The following is a 15,239-nucleotide window of genomic DNA, read 5'->3' as shown; positions in this document are numbered from 1 at the left end:
CTGGCGCCGAAGTAAAAGGTAAGGAGTTCTGCGGCGGGAAGAACAAGCCATTTGGTGCGATTGTCGAACAGGACTGGGACCAGGGCATACAGGGCGTTGTAGAGCTCCTTTCTGCTTGATCTGGCCATCTGGAAGTAACTGGCCGGCAAAATTGAATCTGCGGAGATGCCTTCGTGCTGAAACTGATTGTCGAAGTTAATAAACTTGATCCGACCGGGATCAATCTGGAATTCTCTTTGTTCATTAGGAATGCCAACGCATTTCCCATTACGCCAGACAGTACCAGTTCGAAAGTGCCGCAAGCGGGCAACATGGACTTTCAATTCCAGCGATTTGGCTTCGCCGGATTCGTCTTTTAATAAAGCGTCTTTATTAAAAGGCTGGCCAGACACTTCGGGTCCAACTTGGGAGAAGTGGACCTTGATCCGGGTACCTGGTTTCTTTGAATGAACGAAGTGGCTGAAACCATCAACACGCCACGTGCCCTCGTGCTTGACCAAAGGCTTGTAACCACCTGAAGACATCCAGCAGACCTATTCATTTATCAAATAGCGCTAGATTTTTATCATTTACTAACCACCATTAGCAAATAATTGTATTTGTTACACCACCACCGGCCAGCGCAGCGGCCGAAGCGGTGTGATGCGGTGATCGATACGGGCGGATGCCGAATTTGGCCGGGTCCATCCCCGCGCGAGTCAGGGAGCGCACCGCCGCGGCTTCTAGCGCGTCATCCACAGATAAAGGCGGCAACAAACCTGGCAGCCGCTGCGCCAGCATCGATTTGCCCGTGCCGGGTGGCCCGCTCATCAACAAGCTGTGCTGGCCTGCGGCGGCGATTTCCAGCGCGCGCTTCACCTGTTGCTGCCCGCGTACTTCTCGCAGGTCGGGATAGCTGATCCCGGATCGGGTGGGTGGTGCTACCGCCTGCTCCAGTGGCTGGTTCTGGCTAAAATGATGACAGATGGCTAATAAGTGTGGCGCGGATAAGACGCTAGCGCCTGGATACAAAGCACCTTCTGGTGCGCTTGCGCTGGGCAGAATCAGCTGGCGTTGCGCCTGGGTGGCAGCTCTCGCCAGCGCGATCGCGCCGCGCACCGGTCGTAATTCCGCAGAAAGCCCCAGCTCTCCGGCAAATTCGTAACCCGCCAGCGCGTCGCGCGGGAGCTGACCGCTTGCCGCCAAAATCCCGACGGCAATCGGTAAATCGAAGTGACTAGAGGATTTAGGGAGGTCTGCAGGTGCTAAATTAACGGTTATACGCCGCGCCGGGAACTCGAAACCGGCGACAGTGAGTGCCGCGCGCACCCGCTCGCGGCTTTCTTTGACCTCCGCTTCGGGTAAACCAACCAGATTAAAAGCGGGTAGTCCGTTCGCAAGATGGACCTCTACCGTGACTGCTCTGGCGGCTAGCCCATCCAGTGCCCGGGTGAAAATCAGTGCCAGTGACATGACTATTGATCGAATCTGCATTGGGGGTCCGTTATAGTACGGTCTGTTCTGTGCCCCAACCTTGATCCGTCGTGAATCCAAACGCTTCTATCGACTCCGATTTGCTGCCCGATTTTCGCAATATGGGCGTGCTGCTGCGCATTCTGGTGTTTGTACACCTGGCGCTGTTCGTCTATACATTGATCGGACTAGGGCAATGGCAAGCGTGGCCGGATAATCTGGCGGCTTCCGTCCTCTGGCTGGAGTTTTCCCTGCTGCCGGCGGTGCTGGTGCTGGGGCTGGCTAACCCGTTGCTGGCCCGGCTGGATTACTCACGCGGGGTAGCGGCGACGTGTGTGCTGGTGGCTCTGGCAGGTACGTTGGGTCACTGGGTGCTGATGCCAGGTCCTGTCAATGTGAATGCCCTTGCGGCCAGTGCGGTGGTGATTGTGGCCAGCGCATTGACCCTGCTGAAGTATTTTCACCTGCGCCAGCGTGCGCTCTCGCCTCGCTTGTCCGAGGCCCGGCTCGCTGCGCTGCAGGCGCGGATTCGTCCGCACTTTTTGTTTAACAGTCTGAATGCAGTATTGTCGCTGATCCGTTACGAGCCGGCTAAAGCCGAGCAGGTACTGGAAGATCTGGCAGATTTGTTTCGCGTGGTCATGAAAGACAATCGCCAGTTGTCCCGGCTGGATCGTGAAGTAGAACTGGCCAAGCGCTATCTGAATATTGAAATGGTACGGTTGGGCTCGCGCCTCAAAGTACAATGGAATACAGAAAACATGCCCGGGGATGCGGCGGTGCCGCCCCTGATGTTGCAGCCACTTGTCGAAAACGCGGTCTATCATGGTGTTGAGCCTGCGCTAAATCCTGCACCAATCGAAGTACACGTTTTCCGTTTTCGCGACCAGTTACACCTGGACGTGAAAAACCCGCTGCCGCCGCCCGATGCCGTGCGCGAGCATGTGGGAAACGGCATGGCGCTCGAAAATATCCGAGAGCGTCTTTTGCTGCATTTTGATGCTGAAGCTACGCTGACAACCCAGGCAGCGAGCGACTATTATCAAGTTCATATTGTGGTGCCATACAGAGAGATCGCCCATGACGACGCCGCTTCGCCTTTTTTTGGTGGATGATGAGATGCCTGCACTGCGCAGGCTGGAAGATGTACTGAACGACGTATCAACCGAGTGCCCGGTAGAGATTGTCGGTTCTGCCACCAACGGCGTTTCGGCGTTGACCCAGTTGGCGGAGGCGGATGCAGATGCCGCCATTATCGATATCCAGATGCCGCAAATGAGCGGGATTGAACTGGCGCGCGAACTGCAAGGCCTGTCGCAACCGCCTGCCATCATTTTTGCCACCGCGTTCGAAGAATACGGCGTGGCCGCATTTGAAGTGCGCGCGATCGACTACCTGTTAAAGCCGATCCGCCGCGAACGCCTGTTGGATGCGCTCAATCGCGTGCTGGAGCTGCGTCAGGCACGGAGCCAGGCTGAACCGGCGTCGCACGCCCGCAGCCACTTCAGCGTGACCGAGCGTGGCCGGCTGCATCTGATTCCGGTGGCTGAAGCGCGCTACCTGAAAGCAGAGCAGAAATACATCACACTGCGCACGCGTGAACGTGAATACCTGCTGGAAGACTCGCTAACCCGGCTGGAAGAAGAGTTCGGCAGCCGCTTTGTGCGCATTCACCGCAACTGTCTGGTGGCCCGTGATTCGCTTGTTGGCTTTGAAAAGATGCCTTCCAACGGCGGCGAAACCCATTGGGTGGCCGTGCTCAAAGACGTGCCGGAACGCCTGGCGGTGAGCCGTCGGCAGCAGCACGTGATCAAGGAATTCAAGCGCAACGGTTAAACCAGCGGCGCTGGTTTGCCCCAACAAAAAACCCCGCAAATCACGCGGGGTTTTTTGTTGGCCACACACCCGCCAATCAGGCGCCGAAAATACCCAGTAACCACATGGCGGCCAGGTTGATCAGGCAGATCAGTTGCGCCGCGCTGCCCAGATCCTTGGCGCGCTTGGCCAGTACGTGGCGCTCCAGCGAGGTGTGATCCACGGCGGCCTCTACGGCGGAGTTGAGCAACTCCACAATCACCGTCAGCAAGTGGCTGGCGATGACCACGGCCCGCGCCCAGGCGTGAAGCGGGGCAATAAAGGCAATGATGATGCCCACCACCGCCAGTATCGACACCTGGCGGAACGCAGCTTCGTTCTTCCAGCCGGCACCCAGGCCATCGAGCGAATAGCCAAGCGCATTCAACACGCGCTGGGCACCGGTTTTGCCTTTGAACGGGCTTTCTTCAAGAGACACGTCGCTTCCTTTTAGTGTTCCGGATGATCGCCGAATACATCGGCATAGCAGGTGTAGTTGAACAGGATGGTGATCGGCAACAGCAAGATGAGCCCCAGCATCATTGGCAGGCTGGCAACGATGGCCATCAACAGCAGGATGACCCCGGCAAGCAGCATGGGCAGCCAGTTGCGCCAGAACGCAAGGTAGCTGATGCGCATAGCCTCCAGCGCTTTGAGGTTACGCAGCACCACCAGTTGTGGCGCAAAGAAATAGATACTGTTCATGAACAGCATGCCGAGGATGAACAGCGCCACAAACAACACGCCGCCGCCACCCAGTTCTGGCACCGGGCCAGTGCCGGACTGAGCGGCGTGGATGGCCTGGATTTCTTCCGGCGTGACCAGAAAGTGTCCCAGCGCGGCCAGTACGCCCATCACCACCAGTGAACCGAGCATGTACAACAGCCCGACGCCAATCAGCGTGCGGGTTTTCTGGCGGAGCGCAATAAAGAGGTCTGGCAGTGCGGGCGCCCGTTCTTCCCTGGCGCTTTCATGAGCGGCCCAGGCAATCCCGGCGATCAGCAAGGGCGCCACCAGCGGGGTGATCATGCCCAGCACGGGCACCAGCAGCAAACCAAACAAAATGACCAGCATGACAGCGCACAGCAACAGCCATTGCCACCAGTGTTTGAAGAAAATCCGGAAGGCGTCGGCAATCCAGGTCCAGCCGTGGCCCGCCGGCACCCGCCGTGGTTCCACGCTGTTGTCGATGATGATCCCGCTGTTTTCCATCTCTGTTTGGTCCTTGATTGTCGTGTATCACGCGCATCGTATTGACTGTGACGGGATTCTGACAAGTTCAGCAGTATCGGCAAGTGCTGTGAAGCCTGTGTGACGGCAGTCCAGCGAGCCGGTTGACCGCGCAGGCTGGGCGTTTGTTCCGGCACCAGACAAACAAAAAGGCGCAGTGCATACTGCGCCTTTTTTGGGATCAGCTGGCGTTAAAGACCAATGCAATGCAAGGCGTGACGGGCGATCATCAATTCTTCGTTGGTCGGGATCACATATACCGGAACGGTACTCTGGGCGGTGGAGATACGGCGCGGTTCACCACTGCGCACCTTGTTGGCGGCTTCATCGATCTGTACGCCCAGCCATTGTAGCGGTGTACATACGAGGCGACGCAGTTCGTCATCGTTCTCGCCAATACCGGCAGTGAATACCAGGGCGTCAATGCCTTGCAATGCGGCGGCCAATGAGCCGACTTGCTGCACGATGCGGTTGGCAAAGTATTCAATCGCCATGCGCGCACGTGGCTCGGCACTGCTGTGCAATTCACGCATATCACTGGACACACCGGACAAGCCCAGCAAGCCGGATTCCTTGTACAGGAGCGATTCGATTTCGGCCGCATTCATCTTCAGATGCGTCATCAGATGCAGCACGATGGCCGGGTCAATGGTGCCGGTGCGGGTGCCCATGGGCAGCCCTTCCAGCGCAGTGAAGCCCATGGTGGTCAGCACACACTGGCCTTTGTGCAACGCGGCCATGGAGGCGCCATTACCAAGGTGGCACACCACGGTGCGGCCGGTGGCGGCGCGCACGTCGATATCCGGCAATACGCTGGAGATATATTCATACGACAGCCCATGAAAGCCCCAGCGACGAATGCCTTCGCGTTCTGCCAGCTCTACCGGCAGCGCGTAAAGCTGGTTGATTTCGGGCTGGGTGCGATGGAACGCAGTATCAAAACACGCGACTTGCGGCACATCCGGCAAGAGGCTGGCCAGCGCTTTCATCGGGCCGATATTGGCCGGCGCGTGCAGTGGTGCCAGCGGAATGGTGGTATCGAGTTCTGCCAGTACACCGGCATCGACCTTCACCGGCTTGGTAAACGCGGTGCCACCATGCACGACACGGTGACCAATGACGGCCAGCTTGCGGCCTTCCGTGTGCGACTGCACCCAGTTGAGCAGATAGCGCAGTGCGTAGTCATGATTGCGTGGGGCATCGGCGGGCAGTTTTTCATCGGCCAGCTTGTCGCCAGCGGCATTTTTGGCGCTGAACTGCGGGTCGACATAGATGCCTTCAACCTGACCTTTGTACAGCAAGGCCGGATCTGCGGCGGTCTGGATGAACAAAGAGAATTTGATGCTCGATGAGCCAGCGTTAATGATCAGGATCAGGTCGTTCATTTGGTCTTTCTCCTTAGGCCAGGCGGTCTTGCCGCAAGGCGCGGAACAGAGTGTGCGGCCCCGCAGGTAAACGGGCAAACCGGTAGCCTGAAAACAACCAAGACCGATAGCGAGCCGGATTACGGCGCCGACTTTCGGTCTTGGGCAGGCAAACAGATATACTGTCGTGTTGGCGAAATACCCGCCATGCGCGGACATTACGATAAAATTCCCAACGCATATTTTATGACGCTATCAAAAGCAAATATTGGTACATATCAATGCAGATTGCGTAGATATTTACCTGTTTATGCGCCAGAAGCGATCGCTGAGTCTGCCCAAAGACAATGACAAAAGAATATACGACCCATCTCATCTGTGCGCCGGAATTTGCCGGACACGCCACTGTACTGAGCCTGCACCACGCCCAGGGGGATGAGGTGGGCCCTGACGACGTGCTGGTGACATTGCGTGTGGCGGATGCGGATATCGCTGTCCACGCGCCTGCGCCGGGCTATGTCGACCGCTTTATGGTGTCCGTGGGGGATCAGGTTGAGGCGACCGGCCTGTTGTTGATGATGGAAGTCGAGGACGAAGATGGCGACTGGCTGGAAATTCTGCCGCCACCCGTGCAACCGGGTGACGACGAGCCGCCATTGCTATCCACTGGCGGCCTGGTGCCGCGCCGTGACTATCTGGTAGTCAGCCTGAAGGCAGCGCAACTGGCAGCCCGGCTGGGCGTTGATCTGGCCGAAGTCGTGCCGGGTGGCGCGCAGGGCGAGATTGAGGAAGCCGACGTGGAACGCCACGTTCGCGGTCTTTTGCGGCGCTAAGCGATCAGCCTTGTCGGTCTCGTTGCCCGCCCAGCCACGCGGGCCGGTAATCGCGCATCTGTTGCACAAAATAGCGGCGCGCTTGCCCGTTGAAAATCACCATCCCGACCAGTGCAATGACTGAACCCAGCAGCACGCCATGCAAGCGGATGCCCAGGATTTCAATCCCCGCGACATGGTTGCCGCTGGGGTAGTACAACAGATCAAACAGCAACAGGATCATGGCGGTCATCAGCGCGTAGTGCGCCCAGAAATTGCGTGCCAGTGCCAGTGGCCGCAAGAATGCAAACAAGACCGCCCAGGCATACAACGCCCACAGTTGGGGCGTCAGATGAGCAATCAGCCAGGCGATGGCGACGCCGACCACCGCACCAAAGACGCTGCGAAACAAGCGTGTGAGGCTATCAATGCCATCGGGCCGGGTGACAAACAGCACCACGGTCGCTACCCAGGCCGGACGCGGGTAATGAGTGTGCTGGGCCAGCCAGAACGCCGCGCAGGTCGTCAGACTGAGCCCCAGCGCGTGCCAGATGCCCGCGTTATGCCCCGCCCGCAAGCGCCGGAAACTGTTGCGCAGGCCGGGATGTTGCCGCGGTAGTGCGCGCGGCCACAGCCGGTCATCAACCAGGACTGAAATCACCCCAACCCCGATGCCAAATGCCAGATAAATAAACGCACCCGCAGGCGGTGCGGTCAGATAGGCGTACAGCACCAGTGCCAGTGCCGCAAAGCGGAAGATATTGTCCAGCGCCACGCCAAGACCATCGTGCCAGCCAATCAAAAAGGTCAGCACGGCCAGCGTCACAAACATCATGATGTGGTGCGGCCCCAGCCACAGGCCAACGGCACCGCTGCCCACAATGACGAAAAGTCCAAACGCCTGAGTCATCAGGCGGTGCCGCGCGGTGCCGCCGTAATCGAGCAAGGTGGCATATAGCCCGCCAATGGCGCCCATCAATGCGCCCACCGTGTTACCGGCAAGCAGACCAATCAGCGCGGGCAGGCCGACGGCGATGCCAGAGGAAACGGCCAGCCGCCAGGGCAGTGAGGCGTCGGCATTCAGGGCCAGCAGGTGTAAAGGTAGTAAAGGTTCACGCATGCGTTTAATGATGACAGTTCAGCGCAGCTTGTCCAGACCGGATCACCCTGAAAGCGACAAAGCAAAACGCCCCGGAACCGGGGCGTTTTGTATGGTGAACCAGCACAGCCTTAGCGACCCAGCCGGGCCAGCGCGCGGCGTTGGGCGACGGCGTTGGCCAGCGTGCTCAACGCTTTTTCCGTATCAGGCCAGCCAATGCAGGCATCGGTAATGGACTGGCCATAGCACAGCTCTTTACCTTCAACCTGATCCTGGCGACCTTCCACCAGATGGCTTTCAATCATTACGCCAAACAGTGCCTTGTTACCTTCACCGATCTGGGCGGCGATGTCCGAGCAGACTTCCATCTGGCGGCGATAATCTTTGCGGCTATTGGCATGGCTGAAGTCCACCATGAGTTTATCCGGCAGGCCGGCGGCGGCCAGATCCGCCATGGCGGCACGCACATGGTTGGCGTCGTAATTGGGCTCTTTGCCGCCACGCAAGATCACGTGACAGTCCGGGTTGCCAGCCGTCGCGACGATGGCGGAATGGCCCATCTTGGTGACCGACAGGAAATGGTGTGGCGCAGAGGCCGAACGGATGGCGTCCAGCGCAATTTTCAGATTGCCGTCTGTCCCGTTCTTGAAGCCCACCGGGCAAGAAATACCGGAAGCCAGTTCACGGTGAACCTGCGATTCTGTCGTGCGGGCGCCAATTGCGCCCCAGCTCATCAGATCGGCCACATATTGCGGCGTGATCATGTCAAGGAACTCGCCCGCGGTCGGCATGCCGATGTCGTTCAGGTCCAGCAGCAATTTGCGGGCAATGCGCAGGCCTTCATTGATGTTGAAGCTGCCATTGAGGAACGGATCGTTGATCAGGCCTTTCCAGCCTACGGTGGTACGCGGTTTTTCAAAGTACACGCGCATGACCACTTCCAGATGGTCTTTGAATTCTTCGCGCAGCACTTTGATTTTGTGGCCGTAATCCAGCGCAGCTTGCGGGTCGTGGATCGAACAGGGGCCAACGATCACCAGCAGGCGGTCATCGCGATCGTGCAGGATGTCCTGGATGGCCTGGCGGGACTGAAAGGTGGTGGCCGAGGCTGTCTCGGTAACCGGATACTTTTCCAGAACGGCAACCGGAGGCAGTAACTCCTTGATTTCTTTGATACGAACGTCGTCGGTCTGGTATTGCATAAACGGTCCTGGAAGTCGGCCGGTGCCCGTAGGTGTTGCACCGCAAGATTTGTAGGGGGAACCCCTAGAGTAGCCTGCCCGTCATTTACGAACAAGAGCAAAGACGCCTTCTGGGGCGATCTGCCGTGAACGGGCACTAAACAGGTACCGCAAACCGTTCAATGTCGGGGTACGCGCCTGTTATGCCAAACAGAAGGGTGCGGGAAAGTCCCGAGGGGCATAAAACAACACCGCACCTGGCCTTGGCGGCAACAGGTGCGGCGTGATCAACGCGCAAAACGCGTTGTTGCACAGACCCAGTGCAACGAGTGCATCGGGTCTGGCGGTGTTGCAAGATCAGTCGGCGAACTGCTTTTTCAGACGTTCGCGACGCTCCTGAGCTTCCAGCGACAGCGATGCGGTCGGACGCGCCACCAGGCGGGCAAGACCAATGGGTTCGCCCGTATCTTCGCAGTAGCCGTAAGAACCATCGTCGAGCTTGCGCAGCGTGGAGTCGATTTTCAGCAAAAGCTTGCGTTCGCGATCGCGGGTACGCAGTTCCAGCGCATATTCTTCTTCCAGCGTGGCGCGGTCGGCCGGATCAGGCGTGGCTTCCTGCTCTTGCAGGTGCTGGCTGGTCTGGTTCGCGTTGGCGAGCAGTTCTTGCTTCATTTTCAGCAACAGCTCACGGAAGAACTGCAGATGATCTGCGTTCATGTACTCGTCTTCCGGACCGTTCCAGCTGAGGATGTCTTGTTCGGTGAGTTTGGCCATTGTTGATACTCGCTTTTCAGAACCGGGCGGGGCCGGCAGTTTTAATAATGGCAGCCAGGAACCTGTCCATTCTCTTTTCGCGACCGCGTTTGGGGCAAAACCGGTGGAGTACAAGGCAAAAGACGCGCTGCAGTACGGGTACTGTTAGCGGCTTTTAACGCCGTAATCCTCCGGTTTTCCCCCAAACCCGCAGGGCCGGCCCGCTAAAGGGCCATCCACTGTGTTATGCGGCTTGCCAATAACTCGTTATTGGCTTCACCACATGCCTTGTGCCTGGCCCTTTAGTGGGCCGGCGCGGCCGGGAAAAGAGGATGGACAGGTTCCCACAAAAGCCGGTCCGCCAAATGGGCATGGAGCTTAATCAACTCGTGCGCCCAATGCAATATCAGCCAGATGACATCTGCCGCCGCTTTGCGGCCACTTGCGACAGACGGCATGCAACTGGCTGAGTCCGTTCAATAAATTACGGTTTCATGGCGAAGTGCGCCAGAACCCGTTGTCCTATTTTTGTGAAAGAACCCATTTGACGATCACTTTGAGGTCGTCATCGCCAATTTGCTGGGCCGGCATGGCAATGGTGCCCCATGTGCCGCCGCCGCCCTCTTTCACCTTCTTCATCAGCTTGGCTTCAATGCCCGGCTGACCACGGTACTTGTTGGCAACGTCATGGTAAGACGGACCCACAATCTTGTGATCCACCGCGTGGCAAGCCAGACAATTGTATTTGGCAGCCACTTTGGCACCATCTTCGGCGTGAGCCGTAGTGGCAACCAGCAAGGCACAGGAAACCAGCAACGAAAAAGCGCGCATTTTTTTGATCACATCCATATATGGGCGGAGAGGCATATTAACAATGCCGGTCAGGCTTGCAAACGAAGCGCCAGGCGGCTCGGATTTTAGACCTTGACTGCTATGCTACACTCGCGCGATGACTTCAATCACAGGCGATTTTGCAATGATGCGCAACGGCCGTTCCATGACGACCGGGTTCGTTCTTTCAGCGCTCGCGCATGCGGCGATTATCCTCGGCATCGGCATGGCTCACCCGGAAATCCTGCCCGCAGCGGCACAGGAATTCATGCAGGTCGAGTTGGTGAACAAAGCCACAGAAACCGCGCCCTCCAAGGCCAAAGTACGGGCCCAGGTGAATCAGGACGCGGGGGGGAATACGGATGCAGACAAACAGGTCTCCAGCCCGTTGCCGGCGCAGACTGACAAATTTAATACCGAGTTGCAACAAGTGTTGCGCCAGGAACAACAACTGGAACAAGACTCTGCCAAATTGATGACGCAACTGAAGGCGCAAACAACCGCCACCATCAAACAGTTGCAGGACAATCAGGGCAAAAACCAGCAAAGCCAGTCCAACGGGGCGGATGACCAGAAGCGCGAGCAGCAAATCAAGGATTTGTCTGGTGCCATGGGCAAGATCGACCAGAACTACAACGAATATCAGCAGCGGCCGCGCAAAGTGCGGATTGGTCTGGCAGCCAACAAGAGTCTGACTGCGTTGTGGGAATCTGACTGGAAAGACAAGATCGAGCACATGGGGGCCAATATTTACCCCCGGGATGCCACCGGCAAGCAGCTTTACGGGCAACTGACCCTGACCGCAGAGATCAATCAGGACGGTTCCCTGCGTTCGGCCGTGGTGGATCACAGCTCGGGCGATGCCCGTCTGGATAAGGCCGCATTGGGCATCTTGCAACGTGCGGCGCCGTTCAGCCATCTGCCCAAGGGGCTGGTGGACGATAACGGCAATCACGCCACCGTACTGGTGGTGACGCGGCGCTGGTCGTTCACGCAGGAACACCTGCAAACCCTGGGCACGCAGTAATGCGGGTGCTGGGGATAGACCCCGGTTCTCGGGTCACCGGGTTTGGTGTGCTGGATATTGCCGGGCAGCAACAGCTGTATGTGGCCTCCGGCTGTATCAAAACCCCACCGGGTGCGACCCTGCCGGTCCGGGTTGCCAGTTTGCTCGACGGGATTGCCGAGGTCTGCAAACACTATCAGCCAGACGTCGCCGCCGTGGAACTGGTGTTCGTCAACGTCAACCCGCAATCGACCCTGATGCTGGGCCAGGCCCGTGGCGCAGTGCTGGCCGGGCTGGTCCACGCGGGTTTGCCCATCTCTGAATACACGGCATTGCAGGTCAAGCAGGCCGTGGTCGGTAACGGCCATGCGGATAAAACCCAGGTGCAGCACATGGTGCAGCGATTATTGCGGTTGAACGGTCTGCCGCAGGCGGATGCCGCCGATGCACTGGCCGTGGCGCTCACCCATGCGCAAAACGCCGGGAGTGCACTCAAGCAACTGGGCAGTGGCCTGAAAATGCGGCGTGGGCGGCTGACCTGAGCCCGTTTGCGGTTTTTTCCCGGTTTCATGTCTCTCGCCCGATATACTTGGCGCTTTGTTTCAACTGCCCGTTTTCAGGAAACCAGCATGATAGGAAGGCTGAGCGGTACGCTCATTGAAAAACAACCGCCGCAACTGATCATCGATGTGGGTGGCGTTGGCTATGAAGTCGACGTGCCGATGAGCACGATTTACGTGCTGCCGCATCTGGGCGAGAAGGTCTCGCTGTTCACCCATATGGTGGTACGGGAAGACGCGCAACTGTTGTACGCCTTTGCCACGCGGGACGAGCGGGATCTGTTCCGCGCCCTGATCAAAATTACCGGGATTGGCGCCAAGATTGCGCTGGCCATTCTCTCTGGCTTGTCGGCCGATGAACTGGCGCTGGCCATTGCTACAGAGAACACCGTGCGCCTCTCCAAAGTGCCGGGTATTGGCAAGAAAACGGCAGAGCGGCTGGTGCTGGAACTCAAGGGCAAGCTGGGCAGCGTGGCGGCCTCTACCGTCATGCCGGGCAAAACTGCCCCGGCACAGGTACAAGGCAACCACGCCGATGTGCTGCACGCCTTGCTGGCGCTGGGCTACAACGACCGCGAAGCCACGCTGGCGATGAAAGAACTGCCGGCCGATGTCGAAGTCGCCCAGGGCATCAAGCTGGCTCTGCGACAACTGGTGCGCGGTTAAGCGGCGTTTGCACCGCCAGGTAGCGCGCCAGCGCTGCAATGGTCAGCACCGGCATGCCGTGTTTACGGGCAAAAGCGGTGATCTGTTGACCGACTGCCATGGTGCCGTCCGGGTTCATCAGTTCGCACAGCACGGCTGCGGGCTTGAAGCCGGCCAGCCGCGCCAGATCAACTGACCCCTCGGTATGGCCGCGTCGGGTCAGTACGCCGCCGGTACGTGCTCGCAGCGGGAACACATGACCTGGCCGGGTCAGGTGCGCCGGTTGCGCGCCATCGGCCACTGCGGCGCGGATAGTGGTGACCCGATCCGCCGCAGACACGCCCGTGGTGGTGCCGCTGGCCGCTTCAATCGTCACCGTAAATGCGGTCTGGTAACGGCTTTGGTTGGCGGGCAGCATGGGTGGCAAATCCAGCGCGTCGGCAAGCTCTTCTGACAGGCACAGGCACACGATGCCGCTGCACTCGCGGATCATCAACGCCATATCGGGAATGGTGACCGCCTCGGCGGCCATGACGATATCAGCCTCGTTTTCACGATCATCATCATCCAGGAGCAGCACGGCTTTGCCGGCAGCTATGGCGTTGATCGCGGCCTCTACGGCGGCGATATCGGCAGGAGTAAGAGAAACCGGGGAAAACTGCATGGGAAACGTCCTCGCAAAAGCTTGTACAACCGCGAAAAACGTTTCAGGGCAAACAACCTGAAGATTTGACGAATACGCACCCCGGGCCGCCTGGCATGCGTAAAAACGCAACCACTAGCGTACCGGGGTTAAGCGCACGTACTTCTTTCATCCGGACTGTGGGGCCTGTCCACCGTCCATTTGCAACCGCGCTGCCCGACATAACGCCAGGCACAAGGCATGTGGCACAGCCAATAACCAGTTATTGGCAAGCCACATAACGCGGTGACTGGCGTTATGTCGGGACAGCCCTGCGGGTTTGGGGCGCAACCAGCGGACTACTGCGTTACAAGCCACTTATGGTGCCCGCACCACTGCGTGTCTTGTGCCTTGTATTCCGCTGGTTTCACCCCAAACGCGATTGTAAATGGACGGTGGACAGGCCCGGACCGTCGGCTCCGGCATCTGACCGGATCTGCTGACCTTCCCCATCACCATTGATCTGGCTGTTGAAGAAGCGCTCGCGGGCTTGGCGCTGGCGGGCTGCTGATATGCGGCCCTGCCATCGCCCTACCGCCGGTGGGGAATTTCACCCCGCCCTGAAGACGTACCTATATCCGGCTACAATAGCCGGATTGCCAGTCTAGCATGCTGATCCGCGCCTTTCCCTGGTGCTTTCCCCATGCTGCGGCCCTGTCTGTGGAAACCGCCCGAATGATTGAAACCGATTCGTTATCAGCTGCGCCGCAAGAGCGCCTGATTACCGCCAAAACCATGTCGCAGCAGGAAGAGCAGCTGGAACGCGCCCTGCGCCCGAAAATGCTGGATGAGTATGTCGGGCAGAAAAAAGCCCGTGGTCAGCTGGAAATCTTTATCGAGGCCGCCAAAAAACGCGGCGAGGCGCTCGATCATGTGCTGCTGTTTGGCCCGCCAGGGCTGGGCAAAACCACACTGGCGCACATTATTTCCCGCGAGCTTGGCGTGAACCTGCGCCAGACCAGCGGCCCGGTGCTGGAGCGTGCGGGGGATCTGGCGGCGCTGCTGACTAACCTGGAACCGCACGACGTCTTGTTCATTGACGAAATCCACCGCCTCAGCCCGGTGGTGGAAGAAATCCTCTACCCGGCGCTGGAAGACTTTCAGCTGGACATCATGATTGGTGAAGGCCCGGCTGCACGCTCGGTCAAGCTGGATTTGCCCCCGTTTACGCTGGTGGGCGCCACGACCCGCGCCGGCATGCTGACCAACCCCTTGCGCGATCGTTTTGGCATCGTTGCGCGGCTGGAGTTTTACAACGCAGAAGAACTCACGCGGATTGTCGAGCGCTCTGCCAGCCTGATGAATGTCAACATGGAAGACGGTGGCGCGTTTGAAGTAGCGCGCCGCTCACGCGGTACGCCACGGATTGCCAACCGGCTCTTGCGCCGCGTACGTGATTACGCCGAAGTCAAAGCCGACGGTGTGGTCACCCGCGAGGTGGCAGATGCCGCTTTGCTGATGCTTGATGTCGATCACGCCGGGCTGGATGTGATGGACCGCAAGTTGCTGGATGCGGTCATCAACAAGTTCGGCGGCGGTCCGGTAGGACTGGATAATGTGGCGGCGGCTATAGGAGAAGCCTCAGACACCATTGAAGATGTGCTGGAACCTTATTTGATCCAGCAGGGTCTGTTGCAGCGCACACCACGTGGCCGAGTGGCGACTTTATTGGCTTACCAGCACTTTGGTCTGAACCCGCCCAGTACAGATGCGGGGAATTGACTAGAGAAACGTGAATATTCACGCGGCATAATTTCATACGAAGAAAGG

16 protein-coding genes are annotated in these 15,239 nt (G+C 58.5%); 7 read left to right on the top strand and 9 right to left on the bottom strand.

Annotation, left to right across the window (positions count from 1 at the left end):
* Positions 1-582: 582 nt before the first annotated feature.
* Positions 583-1,452, bottom strand: a complete 870-nt coding sequence (locus HNQ50_RS13175; protein WP_184101490.1) for a YifB family Mg chelatase-like AAA ATPase — start codon at positions 1,450-1,452, stop codon at positions 583-585.
* A 71-nt stretch (positions 1,453-1,523) separates the two neighbouring features.
* Here HNQ50_RS13175 and HNQ50_RS13170 point away from each other — a divergent pair, with 71 nt between their 5' ends.
* Both HNQ50_RS13170 and HNQ50_RS13165 read left to right on the top strand, forming a co-directional pair.
* A complete protein-coding gene (locus tag HNQ50_RS13170; protein ID WP_221303169.1) occupies positions 1,524-2,567 on the top strand; it encodes a histidine kinase in 1,044 nt (347 codons plus the stop codon).
* A gap of 4 nt (positions 2,568-2,571) precedes the next feature.
* On the top strand, positions 2,572-3,288 hold the full coding sequence (locus HNQ50_RS13165) for a LytR/AlgR family response regulator transcription factor (protein ID WP_229709143.1): 717 nt from the start codon (positions 2,572-2,574) through the stop codon (positions 3,286-3,288).
* Between the two features lie 76 nt (positions 3,289-3,364).
* On the opposite strand, the gene HNQ50_RS13160 is transcribed toward HNQ50_RS13165, so the two are convergent.
* The 3 genes from HNQ50_RS13160 to HNQ50_RS13150 form a co-directional block, all read right to left on the bottom strand.
* The gene (locus HNQ50_RS13160) at positions 3,365-3,745 is read right to left on the bottom strand and encodes a diacylglycerol kinase (RefSeq protein WP_184101488.1); all 381 of its coding nucleotides are present in this window, start codon (positions 3,743-3,745) and stop codon (positions 3,365-3,367) included.
* Positions 3,746-3,756: 11 nt separating this feature from the next.
* Positions 3,757-4,518 (bottom strand): BPSS1780 family membrane protein, encoded by a 762-nt coding sequence (locus HNQ50_RS13155; RefSeq protein ID WP_184101487.1) that lies wholly within the window; start codon positions 4,516-4,518, stop codon positions 3,757-3,759.
* A gap of 209 nt (positions 4,519-4,727) precedes the next feature.
* Positions 4,728-5,921 carry an acetate/propionate family kinase gene (locus tag HNQ50_RS13150; protein ID WP_184101486.1) on the bottom strand — a complete coding sequence of 398 codons (1,194 nt, stop codon included), beginning with the start codon at positions 5,919-5,921 and terminating at the stop codon, positions 4,728-4,730.
* 326 nt (positions 5,922-6,247) lie between these two features.
* Here HNQ50_RS13150 and HNQ50_RS13145 point away from each other — a divergent pair, with 326 nt between their 5' ends.
* Positions 6,248-6,733, top strand: a complete 486-nt coding sequence (locus HNQ50_RS13145) for a biotin/lipoyl-containing protein (protein ID WP_184101485.1) — start codon at positions 6,248-6,250, stop codon at positions 6,731-6,733.
* Between the two features lie 4 nt (positions 6,734-6,737).
* Here the strand turns inward: HNQ50_RS13145 and HNQ50_RS13140 are convergent, their stop codons facing one another.
* The 4 genes from HNQ50_RS13140 to HNQ50_RS13125 form a co-directional block, all read right to left on the bottom strand.
* Positions 6,738-7,832, bottom strand: coding sequence for an FUSC family protein (locus tag HNQ50_RS13140; protein WP_184101484.1), 1,095 nt, complete (start codon positions 7,830-7,832; stop codon positions 6,738-6,740).
* A gap of 110 nt (positions 7,833-7,942) precedes the next feature.
* Entirely contained in the window at positions 7,943-9,013 is a 1,071-nt protein-coding gene (gene aroG / locus HNQ50_RS13135; RefSeq protein WP_184101483.1) for a 3-deoxy-7-phosphoheptulonate synthase AroG, read from the bottom strand.
* 336 nt (positions 9,014-9,349) lie between these two features.
* Positions 9,350-9,766, bottom strand: coding sequence for an RNA polymerase-binding protein DksA (gene dksA, locus HNQ50_RS13130; protein WP_184101482.1), 417 nt, complete (start codon positions 9,764-9,766; stop codon positions 9,350-9,352).
* 501 nt (positions 9,767-10,267) lie between these two features.
* On the bottom strand, positions 10,268-10,612 hold the full coding sequence (locus HNQ50_RS13125; protein ID WP_246428710.1) for a c-type cytochrome: 345 nt from the start codon (positions 10,610-10,612) through the stop codon (positions 10,268-10,270).
* Positions 10,613-10,721: 109 nt separating this feature from the next.
* On the opposite strand from HNQ50_RS13125, the gene HNQ50_RS13120 reads away from it, so the two are divergent.
* The 3 genes from HNQ50_RS13120 to ruvA all read left to right on the top strand — a co-directional run bounded on the left by HNQ50_RS13120 (position 10,722) and on the right by ruvA (position 12,808).
* Entirely contained in the window at positions 10,722-11,603 is an 882-nt protein-coding gene (locus HNQ50_RS13120; RefSeq protein ID WP_184101481.1) for an energy transducer TonB, read from the top strand.
* Positions 11,603-12,124, top strand: coding sequence for a crossover junction endodeoxyribonuclease RuvC (gene ruvC / locus HNQ50_RS13115; protein WP_184101480.1), 522 nt, complete (start codon positions 11,603-11,605; stop codon positions 12,122-12,124). Before HNQ50_RS13120 ends, ruvC begins: the two co-directional genes overlap by 1 nt.
* A gap of 87 nt (positions 12,125-12,211) precedes the next feature.
* Positions 12,212-12,808 (top strand): Holliday junction branch migration protein RuvA, encoded by a 597-nt coding sequence (gene ruvA, locus HNQ50_RS13110; protein ID WP_184101479.1) that lies wholly within the window; start codon positions 12,212-12,214, stop codon positions 12,806-12,808.
* Here ruvA and ribB read toward each other — a convergent pair.
* Positions 12,774-13,451, bottom strand: a complete 678-nt coding sequence (gene ribB, locus HNQ50_RS13105; RefSeq protein ID WP_184101478.1) for a 3,4-dihydroxy-2-butanone-4-phosphate synthase — start codon at positions 13,449-13,451, stop codon at positions 12,774-12,776. The two genes, ruvA and ribB, sit on opposite strands and share 35 nt — an antisense overlap.
* A 693-nt stretch (positions 13,452-14,144) precedes the next feature.
* On the opposite strand from ribB, the gene ruvB reads away from it, so the two are divergent.
* Positions 14,145-15,191, top strand: coding sequence for a Holliday junction branch migration DNA helicase RuvB (ruvB, locus tag HNQ50_RS13100; RefSeq protein WP_184101477.1), 1,047 nt, complete (start codon positions 14,145-14,147; stop codon positions 15,189-15,191).
* Positions 15,192-15,239 lie beyond the last annotated feature (48 nt).

The sequence above is a fragment of the Silvimonas terrae genome (assembly GCF_014202765.1).
GTDB classification, from domain to species: Bacteria; Pseudomonadota; Gammaproteobacteria; order Burkholderiales; family Chitinibacteraceae; genus Silvimonas; species Silvimonas terrae.
This window is presented reverse-complemented; position numbering and strand designations above follow the sequence as displayed.

Excerpts from the sequence above, each read along its gene's own strand:
- ruvA (WP_184101479.1), top strand. The coding sequence starts at position 12,212 with ATGATAGGAAGGCTGAGCGGTACGCTCATTGAAAAACAACCGCCGCAA.
- ruvB (WP_184101477.1), top strand. The coding sequence starts at position 14,145 with ATGATTGAAACCGATTCGTTATCAGCTGCGCCGCAAGAGCGCCTGATT.
- aroG (WP_184101483.1), bottom strand. The coding sequence starts at position 9,013 with ATGCAATACCAGACCGACGACGTTCGTATCAAAGAAATCAAGGAGTTA.
- HNQ50_RS13165 (WP_229709143.1), top strand. The coding sequence starts at position 2,572 with ATGCCTGCACTGCGCAGGCTGGAAGATGTACTGAACGACGTATCAACC.
- HNQ50_RS13120 (WP_184101481.1), top strand. The coding sequence starts at position 10,722 with ATGATGCGCAACGGCCGTTCCATGACGACCGGGTTCGTTCTTTCAGCG.
- HNQ50_RS13150 (WP_184101486.1), bottom strand. The coding sequence starts at position 5,921 with ATGAACGACCTGATCCTGATCATTAACGCTGGCTCATCGAGCATCAAA.
- dksA (WP_184101482.1), bottom strand. The coding sequence starts at position 9,766 with ATGGCCAAACTCACCGAACAAGACATCCTCAGCTGGAACGGTCCGGAA.
- HNQ50_RS13145 (WP_184101485.1), top strand. The coding sequence starts at position 6,248 with ATGACAAAAGAATATACGACCCATCTCATCTGTGCGCCGGAATTTGCC.
- ruvC (WP_184101480.1), top strand. The coding sequence starts at position 11,603 with ATGCGGGTGCTGGGGATAGACCCCGGTTCTCGGGTCACCGGGTTTGGT.
- ribB (WP_184101478.1), bottom strand. The coding sequence starts at position 13,451 with ATGCAGTTTTCCCCGGTTTCTCTTACTCCTGCCGATATCGCCGCCGTA.
- HNQ50_RS13175 (WP_184101490.1), bottom strand. The coding sequence starts at position 1,452 with ATGTCACTGGCACTGATTTTCACCCGGGCACTGGATGGGCTAGCCGCC.
- HNQ50_RS13140 (WP_184101484.1), bottom strand. The coding sequence starts at position 7,832 with ATGCGTGAACCTTTACTACCTTTACACCTGCTGGCCCTGAATGCCGAC.
- HNQ50_RS13125 (WP_246428710.1), bottom strand. The coding sequence starts at position 10,612 with ATGCCTCTCCGCCCATATATGGATGTGATCAAAAAAATGCGCGCTTTT.
- HNQ50_RS13155 (WP_184101487.1), bottom strand. The coding sequence starts at position 4,518 with ATGGAAAACAGCGGGATCATCATCGACAACAGCGTGGAACCACGGCGG.